Raw genomic sequence first — 12,305 nt, 5'->3', positions numbered from 1 at the left:
GCGCGGGGGGCGGTCGGCCGGGGGCGCGGGGCCGCGGGGGTTGAAACGCCCCCCCGGGGGGGGGGGGGGCCCCCCCCCCCCCCCCCCGACCGGCACCGCACGCTCTACGTCACCGGCGAGGAGTCGGCCGGTCAGGTCCGGCTGCGCGCCGACCGGATCAACGCGCTCTCCGAGCACCTCTACCTCGCCGCCGAGTCCGACCTCGGTGCGGTGCTCGGGCACATCGACGCGGTCAACCCCGGTCTGCTGATCCTGGACTCGGTGCAGACCATCGCCTCCGCCGAGCTGGACGGCGCCCCCGGCGGTCCGGCCCAGGTCCGCGAGGTGGCGGGCGCGCTGATCCGGGTGTCCAAGGAGCGCGGCATGGCGACGCTGCTGGTCGGCCACGTCACCAAGGACGGCCAGATCGCCGGCCCGCGCCTGCTGGAGCACCTGGTGGACGTGGTGCTCAGCTTCGAGGGGGACCGGCACGCCCGGCTGCGGCTCATCCGCGGGATCAAGAACCGCTACGGCGCCACCGACGAGGTGGGCTGCTTCGAGCTGCACGACGAGGGCATCGTCGGCCTGGCCGATCCGTCCGGCCTCTTCCTGACCAGGCGTGACAAGCCCGTCCCGGGCACCTGCCTCACCGTCACCCTGGAGGGCAAGCGCCCGCTGGTGGCGGAGGTGCAGGCGCTGATGGTGGATTCGCAGATCCCGTCCCCGCGGCGCACCACCTCGGGCCTGGAGTCGCCCCGGATCGCGATGATCCTGGCCGTGGTGGAGCGGCACGGCGGGGTGAAGCTCGGCAAGCAGGACATCTACACCGCGACGGTGGGCGGGGTGAAGCTGAGCGAGCCGTCCGCCGACCTCGCGATCGCGCTCGCGGTGGCCAGCTCCTCCTCGGACACCCCGCTGCCCAGCAACCTGGTGGCGATCGGTGAGGTCGGCCTGGCGGGCGAGGTACGGCGGGTGACGGGGGTGCAGCGGCGGCTGGCCGAGGCGCACCGGCTGGGCTTCACGCACGCCCTCGTCCCGCCGGATCCGGGCAAGGTGCCGCCGGGCATGAAGGTGGTCGAGGTGGCCGACATCGGCGAGGCGCTGCGGGCCATCCCGGGCCGCCGCCGGGCCGCCGCCAAGCCGCGTGCTGAGGCACCGTCGGCGCCGCCGGCCCCGCGCGCGGCCCGGGTCGTCGCGCACCCGGAGGAGCTGATGGAGGGCTGGGAGCCGCTCGACTCCGACGAACTGCGCTGACCCAAGCCCTGTCGATGCCGCACGCAGTTAGACTTTCCCCAGTCTCATTGGCCAGAAGGCAGTACCGAGCGGTACTGAGCGACAGAGCAACAGACCGCGGACCGGCGCACGGCGCGAGGCGCGCGGCACGGGGTCGACCGGAGGAGTCACGTGGCAGCCAGCGACCGGGGGGCGGACAAGGCCTCCCGTGAGGAGGCCCTGCTGCGGGCCTCCCTCAGTGCCATCGCACCCGGCACGGGGCTGCGCGACGGCCTGGAGCGGGTGCTCCGGGCCAACACCGGCGGCCTGATCGTGCTCGGTTTCGACAAGACGGTCGAGTCGATCTGCACCGGCGGCTTCGTCCTGGACGTCGAGTTCACCGCGACCCGGCTGCGCGAGCTGTGCAAGCTGGACGGCGCGGTGGTGCTGGACAAGGACATCACCAAGATCGTCCGGGCCGGCGTGCACCTGATGCCGGACTCCACCATCCCCACCGACGAGACCGGCACCCGCCACCGCACCGCGGAGCGGGTCAACCGGCAGACCGGCTTCCCGGTGGTGGCGGTCTCGCACTCGATGCGGCTGATCGCGATGTACGTCAACGGCACCCGCCGGGTGCTGGAGGACTCCACCACCGTCCTGTCCCGCGCCAACCAGGCGCTGGCCACCCTGGAGCGCTACAAGCTGCGGCTGGACGAGGTGGCCGGCACGCTGTCCGCGCTGGAGATCGAGGACCTGGTGACGGTCCGGGACGTCACCGCCGTCGCCCAGCGGCTGGAGATGGTCCGGCTGATCGCCACCGAGATCGCCGGCTACGTGCTGGAGCTCGGCATCGACGGCCGGCTGCTCTCGCTCCAGCTGGACGAGCTGATCGCGGGCGTGGAGCCGGAGCGCGAACTGGTCGCCCGGGACTACTTCCCGGAGCGGGCCGCCAAGAAGGGCCGGACGGTCAACGAGGTGCTGGCCGACCTGGAGGCGCTCACCCACGCCGAGCTGCTGGACCTTCAGACGGTCGCCAAGGCGCTCGGCTACTCGGGCTCCCCGGAGTCGCTGGACTCGGCGGTCTCGCCGCGCGGCTACCGGCTGCTGGCGAAGATCCCGCGCCTGCCCAACACGGTGATAGAGCGCCTGGTCGAGCACTTCGGCGGCCTGCAGAAGCTGCTCGCCGCCAGCATCGACGACCTGCAGACGGTCGAGGGCGTCGGCGAGACCCGGGCCCGCTCGGTCCGCGAGGGCCTGTCCCGGCTCGCCGAATCGTCCATCCTGGAGCGCTACGTCTGACCCGGCGCCACGTTCGGCCTGACGCACCGCCGCGCACGGCCCCCGGGGAACGCCCCGGGGGCCGTCGCGCACCCCCGCCGAGTCCACCCCCGCCGAGCCATCCCGACCGACGCACCTCGACCAGCGCACGCTGGCCGGCCCATGAGACGCCGAAGCCCCCGGCCGCGTCGGCCGGGGGCTTCGAGTCGAGTCGAGTCGAGTCGAGTCGAGTCGAGTCGAGGGGGCTCAGCTGTCCAGGCGGATCGAGGAGCGCGCCGAGACCTGGCCGCCGGAGAGCCCGGTGAGGTCGGCGACCACCAGGTAGGTGCCCGCCGCGGGGGGCGCCGGGTCGGCGGTGGCGCACTGCGGCTTGCTGCGGCTGCGGTCCCAGGTGAAGGTCTCGGTCAGGCCGTTGTTGGCCGGGATCTGCACCCAGCTGCTGCCGCGGTCGGACGGGCAGTCGCCGGAGGACCAGACCCGGTCGCCGTTGCTGGCGGTCACGGTGATCGCGGAGGCCGTCCGGCCCAGGTCCACCCGGCAGTTGGCGCCGGAGGCGTTCTTCACGGTGAGCGAGAGCCGCGGCTTGTCCTTGGGCTGGTACGAGTTCTGCGCGCTGGCCAGCTCCAGGGTGACCTGCGAGGAGACGCAGACCGGAAGCGCCATCACCTCGGGCGTGTTCACCACCGGGGCGCCGCCGCCCGAGCCGCCGGAACCGCCGGCCGCGGCGCCGCCCGCCGCCGCACCGCCACCCGTGCCCCCGCCGGTGGCAGGAGCCGGGTTGGCGCCGCCGCCGGTGCCGCCGGTGCTGAGGCTGACCTCGCCGCCGCCGGAGCCGGCCACCGGGCCGCCGCTCGCGTTGCCGCCGCTGCCGCCGCCGGGGCGCGCCGCGGGGCCGCTCGGGGACGCGCCGGGTGTGATGGACTGGGCGGGGGTCTGGCTCTGGGACGGAACGGCCTGCGCGGCCTTGCTCGATGAGCCGCCGTCACCGCCCCCGTCCTGATCGATCATCAGCCAGGCGATCAGGGCGGCGACCGCCGCGACGGCGACGAGCACGACGACGCGCCGACGCCAGTAGATCGAGGCCGGCAGCGGTCCCACGGGTTGACGCAGAGAGGGCACGCCCAAACTCTACGAGACTGTGTGTGCCGCTTGACGCACCAACACCGCACAGTCGCCCCTTCCTTCACATGATCCGCCATTTGCGCCGTTCGAGGGAGCTTCGAAGCGGTGGTTCTCCGGGAGATCCGCAGGGATATCCGGAGTTCTTTTCTCCGCTTCGGTCGCGCCCGTCGACATGGGAGGATCGAAGGGCCATGGCTGCCATCACTGTCACCCCCGCCCCCGTCCCCCCGGCAGGCGCCGCGCCGGACGCCGTCCGGCTTTCGATGCCCCTGCCGCTGCTGCACGCGACCGTCCTCGACTGGTACGAGGCCGACAAGCGCGACCTCCCCTGGCGGACGCCCGAGGCGACGCCCTGGGCGATCATGGTGAGCGAGTTCATGCTCCAGCAGACTCCGGTGAAGCGGGTGCTGCCCGCCTGGGAGGCGTGGCTGACCCGCTGGCCCACCCCGGCCGACCTCGCGGCCGAGGCGCCCGGCGAGGCGGTCCGGATGTGGGGCCGGCTCGGCTACCCGCGCCGCGCGCTGCGGCTGCACGCGGCCGCGGTGGCGATCACCGAGGAGCACGGCGGCGAGGTGCCGGACGACCACGCCACCCTGCTCTCGCTGCCCGGGGTGGGGGAGTACACGGCCGCCGCGGTCGCCTCCTTCGCCTTCCGCCAGCGGCATGTGGTGCTGGACACCAACGTCCGCCGGGTGTTCGCCCGCGCGGTGTCCGGTGTCGAGTACCCGGCCCAGGCCACCACGGCCGCCGAGCGCCGGACGGCGACGGCGCTGCTGCCCGACGACGCCGAGACCGCGGCCACCTGGGCGGTCGGCGTGATGGAGCTGGGCGCGCTGGTCTGCACCGCGCGCGGCCCGGAGTGCGGGGGCTGCCCGCTGTTCGCCCACTGCGCCTGGCAGCGGGCCGGCCGCCCGCCGTACGAGGGCCCGGCCCGGCGCGGCCAGACCTACGAGGGGACGGACCGGCAGGTGCGCGGCAAGCTGCTCGCGGTGCTGCGGGAGTCGCACGGCTCGGTGCCGCAGGCCCGGCTGGACGCGGTCTGGCCGGACGCGGTGCAGCGGGCCCGGGCGCTGGACGGCCTGGTCGCGGACGGCCTGGTGGAGCCCGTCGAGCAGGGCGTCTACCGGCTTCCCCAGTAGTCGGCCACGAACGCGGGACGGCGCCCCCGGAGGAGTCCTCCGGGGGCGCCGTCGTGTCGGCGGGAGGGCGGTCAGACGGCCGCCGCCTCCAGCGAGGCCTCGGCGGACTTGTCCGCCTTGCCCGTGCCGGTGCCGCGCAGCGGCACCTCGCGCATGAACACCGCGGCGGCGATCGCGACCACGGCCACCCCGGCACCCCACAGGAAGACGGTGTGCATGCCGTTGGATACCGCGTGGTGGTAGGCGTCCTGGATGTTCTCGGGGAGCTTGCGCAGGTCCGCCGGGCTCATCTGGCCCGGGTCCTTCACGCCGCCGCCGGCCGCCGCGTGGTCGCCCAACCGCTCCTTCATGGTGTCGGTGACCCGGTTGTTGAACAGGGCGCCGAACAGCGCGACACCGAAGGAACCGCCGATGGTGCGGAACAGGGTGGCGGTGGAGCTGGCCACGCCCATGTCCTTGAGCTCGACGCTGTTCTGCGCGACCAGCATGGTGATCTGCATCAGGAAGCCCATGCCGGCGCCGAGCACGACCATCCAGCAGGCGGAGGTGAAGCTGCTGGTCGTGGTGCCCATGGTGGAGAGCAGCACCATGCCGACGGTCATCACGATGGTGCCGATGATCGGGAATATCCGGTACTTGCCGGTCTTGGTGACGGCCTGGCCGACCACCAGCGAGACGACCAGCATGCCGAACATCATCGGCATCAGCAGCAGGCCGGAGTTGGTGGCCGAGGCGCCCTGGACGATCTGCTGGTAGAGCGGCAGGAAGACGGTCGAGCCGAACATCACGAAGCCGACGATGAAGCCGATGATCGAGACCAGGGTGAAGTTCAGGTTCTTGAACAGGCTCAGCGGCAGCATCGGCTCCTGCACCCGCTGCTCGACGTAGCAGAAGGCGATCAGCGTCGCGGCGGCGAGCGCGGCGAGGCCCAGGATCTGCTTGGAGCCCCAGTCGTACTGCTGGCCGCCCCAGGTGGTGATCAGGACGAGCGAGGTGATGCCCGTCGTGAGCAGGATGGCGCCCCAGTAGTCGATCCGGGCGTTGTTGCGGACCTTCGGCAGCTTCAGGGTGACGACGACCACGGCGAGTGCGATCACGCCGAGCGGCAGGTTGATGTAGAAGGTCCAGTGCCAGCTCAGGTGGTCGGTGATGAAGCCGCCGACCAGCGGGCCGCCGATGGTGGCGAGGGCCATGACCGCGGCGAACATGCCCTGGTACTTGCCGCGGTCACGCGGCGCGACCAGCGCACCCATGATCGACATGACGCCGACCATCAGACCGCCGGCGCCCAGGCCCTGGAGGGCGCGGAAGCCGATCAGCTCGTTCATGTTCTGCGACAGGCCGGACAGCGCCGAGCCCACCAGGAAGATCACGATCGAGGTGAGGAAGGTGCCCTTGCGGCCGTAGAGGTCGCCGAGCTTGCCCCAGATCGGGGTGGAGGCGGCGGTGGCCAGGGTGTACGAGGTGACGACCCAGGACAGGTGCTCGGCGCCGCCGAGGTCGCCGACGATGGTCGGCATCGCGGTGCCGACGATCAGGTTGTCGAGCATGGCCAGCAGCATGGTGACGACCAGGCCGACCATGACGAGGCGGATCTCGCGGGGCGACCGCGGCTGCTCCTCCTCGGCTGACTTCTCCTCCGGTACCGGGCCGGTGGTCTTGGACTGTGACATGAGGTGGTGTCTCCCGGAGGGGTTTTTCGGACGGGCGGAGGCCGCGCAGTGAGTCACTTACTTGACGCCCGGCTAGTTTGTGGACCGTCGGCACGGTAAGTTGTTTACTAGCCGGTCGTCAAGCCAGTTTCCCGCCCGGCTGCCTGGGCAGGGAGAATGGGCCCGGGGCGGACGCCACCGGGGTCCGCAGCAGTCACCGACGCACTCATGAGGCAGGCCATGGGCACTCCGCACAGCCCCCGCAGCGACACGCGGTCCCGCATCATCGAGGTGTCCCTGGAGCTCTTCTCCGAGCAGGGCTACGAGCAGACCTCGCTGCGCGAGATCGCCGACCGCCTCGGTGTCACCAAGGCCGCGCTCTACTACCACTTCAAGACCAAGGACGACATCGTCCTGGGCATCGTGGAGCGGATGGCCGCGCCGATCGACGAGACCATCGCGTGGGGCCGGCAGCAGTCCTGGAGCCCGGAGATGCGCGACGAGCTGATCCGCCGCTTCGCCGACGGGATGGCCGAGCGGGCGCCGCTGCTGCGCTTCTTCCACGAGAACCAGCCCGCGCTGCGCGAGTCCGCGGCCGGGCTGGCGTTCAAGGACCGCATGATCACGATGATCCAGCTGGTGCACGGGCCGGACGCCGACTTCCGGGAGCGGCTGCGCGCCACGATGTCGCTGTTCACCGTCCACTCGGCGATGTTCCTGCTCAAGCAGGACGCCGCGGACTGCGACCACGGCGACAACGTGTGGGGCGAGTCCTCGCCGCCGGCGGCCACCCTGGAGGAGGCGATCGGGGCGGCCCGGGAGGTCGCGCTGGAGATCGGCGGCCGGATCGGCCACCCGGCCCCCGCCCACTCCTGAGCGGACGGGCGGGCGGACCGGTGGCTGGGGCCGGGCTCAGAACGCGGTGACGCCGTGCCCCGCGAGGTACGCGATCGGGTTCACCACCGCGCCGTAGCGGTTGCTGGTGCGGATCTCGAAGTGCAGGTGGGGTCCGGTCGAGTTGCCGGTGCTCCCGGACCGCCCGATCTGCTCGCCCGCCGACACCTGCTCCCCCGGCGAGACCCCGAGCGAGGACAGGTGCGCGTACTGCGCGTAGTGCCCGTCCTCCAGCCGCAGCACGACCTCCTTGCCGTACGAGCCGTCCCAGCCGGCCGACACCACGGTCGCGTTCCCGACCGCCAGCAGCGGCGTGCCCGGGTCGACCGCGAAGTCCACCCCGGTGTGGTACCCGGCGGCGTACTCGGAGTTGGCCACCCCGTACGGGTTGCTGGTCGGCGCGTCCGGCACCGGGGCCGACCACTCCGGAGCCGGAGCGGGCTCCGGTGCGGGCGCGGCCTCGGGCTCCGTCGCGGGGGCCTCGGCCGGCGCGTCGGCGACGGGCGGCTCCACCGGCAGCAGGTTGGCGGCCACCGCCACGAACTCCTGCGCCGAGTCGCCGTCGTTCGGCAGCCGGTACGGGCTCGGCCCGGCCACCTGGACCAGCCCCGGGCTGGGCACGGCGGCCTGCGGCGCGGTGAAGGCCGAGCTGCCGGGCGTGGTGGGCCGGACGGTCTGCGCCGAGGCGCTGCCGGGCGCGGCCACCAGCAGTGCGCCGGCGAGCAGCACCGCGGCCGCCCCGGCGGCGACCACCGCGCGCTCCCGTTCGGCCTGCGGGTGCCCGCCGGGCAGCGGGTGCCGGGGCGCGGCGAGCGCGCGCAGCGGCGCGGCATGGGTGCGGGCGGCATGGCCGAGCCGGGGCTGCCAGGCCGCCGCCTGGGCCGCCGTTCGGGCGGCGAGCCGGCGCAGGACCGGCCCCACGGGCGGGACAGAGGACATCGGTAGCCGTACCTCACGGTGGACGAGGGCAGCACGAAGTGCCCGTTCGGGCGCGTGCTGAGCGGGGGACCACTCAGGTGTAACGGTCACCGAGCGGAGTCCCAAACGGCGTGACGTACTACGGCGTGTAGTCAGCGTCGCGCCGGAGATTCAAGCTGACGGAGTAATGATCATGAGATCCGATCGTCTACCACCGGCCTGTGGCGGGCCGCCCGCGCCCGCGGCCGGGCTACTACCGCCGGTCGTACCGCGCCCGACGGGAGCCCGGCCGGTGTGACCAGCGCCATGCCCGTCCGGGGTTTGGGTCGGCCGCGCACCCCTTTCCGCCGTCCGCCCCGCTGACCTGGCGGGCCCGCTGGGGGACCATCGACGCATGTATGGCAACAGGAGCGAAGACCTCGACGGCAATGACCGCCCGAGCCTGCCGGACCGCCGCTTCGCCGCCCTGCGCGGCTGCGAGCGGATCCTGTCCGGCGACCGGCCGCAGAGCATGCGCGAACGCCTCGCCGCCCTCGCGGGGGAGGGCGGCGGCCATGACCTGGACCACCGCCCGGACCAGTACGGCGACGGCGTGGTCCGCACCCTCGAACGCACGGTCGCCGACCTGCTCGGCACCGAGGACGCGGCCTTCTTCCCCACCGGCACCATGGCCCAGCAGGTCGCCCTGCGGATCCACGCCGAGGCGGCCGGGCTGCGCACCGTCGCGACCCACCCGCTGGCCCACACCGACCAGCACGAGCGGCACGCGCTCGGCGTGCTGACCGGCCTGCGCAGCGTCTGGCCGACCATGGCCCCGCGCCAGCCCACCGTCGAGGAACTGCGCTCCTTCGACGAGCCGTACGCCGCGCTCAGCCTGGAGCTGCCGCTGCGCGAGGCCGGCTTCGTGCTGCCCGACTGGGCGGCGCTGGCGGCGCTGGCCGGGGTCGTCCGGGAGGAGTGCGGCGCGGCCCTGCACCTGGACGGTGCCCGGATCTGGGAGTCGGTGTTCCACCTCGGGCACCCGCTGCCGGAGATCGTCGCGCTGGCCGACTCGGTCTACGTGTCCTTCTACAAGACGCTCGGCGGCATCAGCGGCGCCGCGCTGGCCGGTTCGCGGGGCTTCGTCCGCACCGCCAGGGCCTGGCGGCACCGGTACGGCGGCCAGCTCTACCAGCAGTGGCCGGCGGCTCTCGCCGCGCTGGCCGGGCTGGACGCCCGACTCCCGCTGCTGGAGCGGTACGTGACGCACGCCAAGGTGGTCGCCGAGGCGCTGGACGCGGCCTTCGCGGCGGTCCCGGGCGCCCGGGTGCACCCGGCCCCGCCGCACACCCACCAGTTCCAGTTCTGGCTGCCGTACGCCGCCGGGGAGTTGGACGAGGCCGGGCTGGGGCTGGCCGAGGAGACCGGGGTCGCCCTGTTCGGCGGCTGGCGCGAGCGGGACCTGCCGGGCCTGGCGATGACCGAGGTCACGGTGTCGGCGTCCGCGCTCGACTGGACGGCGGCGGACGTCGCCGAGGCGGCCGCCGCCTTCCTGGACCGGCTGCCGGCCCGGGGCGCCGGGGCCGGTGGGAGCCGCAGCGGGGCCTGACCGGAAAGCGTCCGGCCCGCCCCCGCGCGATGCGGGGACGGGCCGGACGTGGTGGGTCAGAACCGCCTGGTCACAGGCTGATCGCTACTGCTCGACCGATCAGTTGTCGACCGGGCGGACCCGGATCCAGGTCTCCAGGTAGTTCGAGGACTCGTTCTCGACCTCGATGCTGGTACCGGTCTTCGGGACGTCCACGCCGCTGTACGGGTTGTCCTTGGACCACCACGACTTCAGGTCCGAGAACTCGTCGACGCCCTTGGCCTTCGGGACGACCGTCTCGACGCCGTTCTTGTGCAGGGTCAGCTGGCTGGTCTTGCGCGAGCCGAAGGTCGAGTCGTAACCCTGCATGCGCGGACGCAGCAGGGCGCCGTCGCTCCACTTGAGCGGGGTCGGGTGCGAGTCGATCGGCAGGATCAGACCGTGGCCCGGGTGGGCGCTGACGTTGTTGTTGGGCTGCGACTCGTCCCAGAACCAGATCAGCAGACCGGGCTGGTACGGGTAGTACTCGACCCACTTCGGCCGGCTGTTGCCCCAGCCGAAGTTGTACGGGCCGGTCTTCAGGGTCTGGTCGAAGGAGACGTACTGGCGGTTCTCCGCGATGTAGTACTGCCCGTAGTCCTTGGTGTAGCTGCCGGCGAAGCGGGTGAAGCCCTTGGCCACCCAGCCGTTGTCACCGTTCTCGACGTCGTCGCTGAAGACCGTCGAACCGTCGGCGGTCACCGAGATGTCGTCGACGGCGAAGCCGCGGTAGTGCAGGCCACCGTCGGTGGTGTTGTGGAAGCGGACCTTGACGGCCTTGCCGGCGTAGGCGTCCAGCGAGAAGGACACGTCGCCCCAGGCGGCGGTGAGACCGGTGAGGGCCGCGCGGCCGCCGGCGTCCTTCGTGATCGGCTTGCCGTTCCAGGTGCCGTCCAGGGCGGTCCAGTTGGTGCCGCCGTCGGTGGAGACCTCGGCGAAGGCGTAGTCGAAGTTCGCCTCCAGCTCGTACCAGGCCTTGGCGTTCAGGCTGGCCTTGGTCTTGCCGGTCAGGTCGATGTCACGGGTGAGCGTGACGTTCAGGTTGTCGTCGCTGCCGCTCCACCACTCGCTCTTGCCCGAAGCGGGCTTGTTGATGTCGGTGGGGATGGTCTTCTTCGGCAGCTCGACGACCAGGGCCTGCGGGAGGCTGCTGTTGTACTCGACCGGGCCGATGTGGTGGGTCGACTCGGTGCCGGCCTTGGCCTTGTCGAACTTCAGCCAGCCGAGCTTGAGCTTGCTCCAGGCGTCGAGGTCGTTCGGCATGTCGCCGATGGCGCCCTTGCCCTCGCCGAGCCAGGAACCGGAGGACATCAGCGACCAGAAGCCGACCGAGTTGTCGATGCCGGTGCCGGCGGTGTCGTAGAGGTCCGGCAGACCGAGGTCGTGGCCGTACTCGTGGGCGAAGACGCCGAGGCCGCCGTTCTCCGGCTGCATCGTGTAGTCGCCGATCCAGAAGCCGGAGTCGCCGACCTGGACGCCGCCGAGCTTGTTGTCGGCCGGGCCCGCCTGGCCGTTCAGGTTGCCGTAGGCGTACGCGCGGTGGGCCCACAGGGCCTTGCTGCCCTGCTTGCCGCCGCCGGCCGACTTGTCCTCGCCGGCGTGCACGATCTGGAAGTGGTCGATGTACCCGTCGGGCTGGTTGAAGTTCCCGTCGTTGTGGGAGCCGTAGCGGTCCCACTGGTCGTACGACGCCAGGGTGGCCTTGAGCTGCTCCTTGGTCTGCCCCTTGGCCAGCTGGTCCTTGTACCAGATGTCCACGGCGTCGCGGATCAGGTCCTGGGCGCTGTCGCAGACGTTGGAGCCGCAGTAGTCCGAGCCGTACCGGGCCTCGTTCCACGGCACCCGCACCCAGTCCGAGACCACGCCGTCGACCGAGTAGCGGCCCGAGGACTGCTTCTCGTAGAAGGTCTTCAGCGAGGGCTTGTCCTTGGAGAAGTACAGCTCCTGGAAGTGCTGCTGGTTGTAGTCGGCCTGCCAGGCGGTCGAGTTGTCGTTGGCGCGGTCCGGCTTCTCGATCTCGTTGTGCTTCGGGCCGGGCTCACCGCCGTACATGACCTTGCCGTCTTCGGTCTTGGTGGTGTTGTCCACCTGGTCGCCGAAGTCGACGAGGATGGTGAAGATCTTGTCCGTGCGCTCGCGACCGAGCTCCACGTACTTGTCCTTGCCCAGCTTGATGCTGCTGCTGCCGTTGTGCTGCTCGACCTGGGCGGTGCCCGCGATCAGCTGCTCGGTGGCGGCCTTCTGCTCGGCCTCGACCTTCTCGGTCAGCGGGCCCGGCAGGTTGTGCTCGATGTTGGCGGACTGGACGGCGTCGGCCGGGTCCCTGGGTGCGGGAGCCGAGCCCGCGGCGACGGCGGTGGCCGGGAACAGGCCCGCGCCGAGCGTGACTATGACCGCTGCGGCCGTGGCAGCCGCAGCGGATCTCCTGATGTTCTTCAACGTTCTGACGTCCTCCCCGACCGGGGCCAGCTCTTGGCCAAAGCCCGGCAAACCAAAATGAAA

General features: G+C 72.1%; 9 protein-coding genes. 5 read left to right on the top strand and 4 right to left on the bottom strand.

The genetic code is table 11. The features are described 5' to 3' along the window. Together AB0P03_RS32890 and disA are read left to right on the top strand one after the other, a co-directional pair. A partial coding sequence (locus AB0P03_RS32890; RefSeq protein ID WP_363632235.1) for a magnesium chelatase domain-containing protein occupies window positions 1-1,233 on the top strand: 1,233 nt, incomplete at its 5' end. A gap of 201 nt (window positions 1,234-1,434) precedes the next feature. Next, complete coding sequence (gene disA, locus AB0P03_RS32885; protein WP_063351299.1) at window positions 1,435-2,493, top strand: DNA integrity scanning diadenylate cyclase DisA; 1,059 nt, start codon at window positions 1,435-1,437, stop codon at window positions 2,491-2,493. A 225-nt stretch (window positions 2,494-2,718) separates the two neighbouring features. Here disA and AB0P03_RS32880 read toward each other — a convergent pair whose 3' ends face one another. Beyond that, entirely contained in the window at window positions 2,719-3,591 is an 873-nt protein-coding gene (locus AB0P03_RS32880; protein ID WP_363589023.1) for a hypothetical protein, read from the bottom strand. Window positions 3,592-3,857: 266 nt separating this feature from the next. Between AB0P03_RS32880 and AB0P03_RS32875 the strand changes: the two genes are divergently transcribed. After that, window positions 3,858-4,733, top strand: a complete 876-nt coding sequence (locus tag AB0P03_RS32875) for an A/G-specific adenine glycosylase (protein ID WP_363589027.1) — start codon at window positions 3,858-3,860, stop codon at window positions 4,731-4,733. 71 nt (window positions 4,734-4,804) lie between these two features. Here the strand turns inward: AB0P03_RS32875 and AB0P03_RS32870 are convergent, their stop codons facing one another. After that, window positions 4,805-6,406 (bottom strand): MDR family MFS transporter, encoded by a 1,602-nt coding sequence (locus tag AB0P03_RS32870; protein WP_363589021.1) that lies wholly within the window; start codon window positions 6,404-6,406, stop codon window positions 4,805-4,807. 219 nt (window positions 6,407-6,625) lie between these two features. Here AB0P03_RS32870 and AB0P03_RS32865 point away from each other — a divergent pair, with 219 nt between their 5' ends. After that, a complete protein-coding gene (locus AB0P03_RS32865; RefSeq protein WP_363589019.1) occupies window positions 6,626-7,261 on the top strand; it encodes a helix-turn-helix domain-containing protein in 636 nt (211 codons plus the stop codon). Between the two features lie 36 nt (window positions 7,262-7,297). Here the strand turns inward: AB0P03_RS32865 and AB0P03_RS32860 are convergent, their stop codons facing one another. After that, window positions 7,298-8,218, bottom strand: a complete 921-nt coding sequence (locus tag AB0P03_RS32860) for a M23 family metallopeptidase (RefSeq protein ID WP_363589017.1) — start codon at window positions 8,216-8,218, stop codon at window positions 7,298-7,300. 373 nt (window positions 8,219-8,591) lie between these two features. Here AB0P03_RS32860 and AB0P03_RS32855 point away from each other — a divergent pair, with 373 nt between their 5' ends. Further along, the gene (locus AB0P03_RS32855) at window positions 8,592-9,785 is read left to right on the top strand and encodes a beta-eliminating lyase-related protein (RefSeq protein ID WP_363632233.1); all 1,194 of its coding nucleotides are present in this window, start codon (window positions 8,592-8,594) and stop codon (window positions 9,783-9,785) included. A 99-nt stretch (window positions 9,786-9,884) separates the two neighbouring features. On the opposite strand, the gene AB0P03_RS32850 is transcribed toward AB0P03_RS32855, so the two are convergent. Beyond that, window positions 9,885-12,242, bottom strand: a complete 2,358-nt coding sequence (locus tag AB0P03_RS32850; protein WP_363632232.1) for an immune inhibitor A domain-containing protein — start codon at window positions 12,240-12,242, stop codon at window positions 9,885-9,887. Window positions 12,243-12,305: the final 63 nt, after the last annotated feature.

Origin of the sequence: Kitasatospora sp. NPDC088779, assembly GCF_040685395.1 — a bacterium.
GTDB lineage: Bacteria > Actinomycetota > Actinomycetes > Streptomycetales > Streptomycetaceae > Kitasatospora.
The sequence above is the reverse complement of the archived record's forward strand: the minus strand, read 5'-3'. Positions and strand labels throughout refer to the sequence as shown.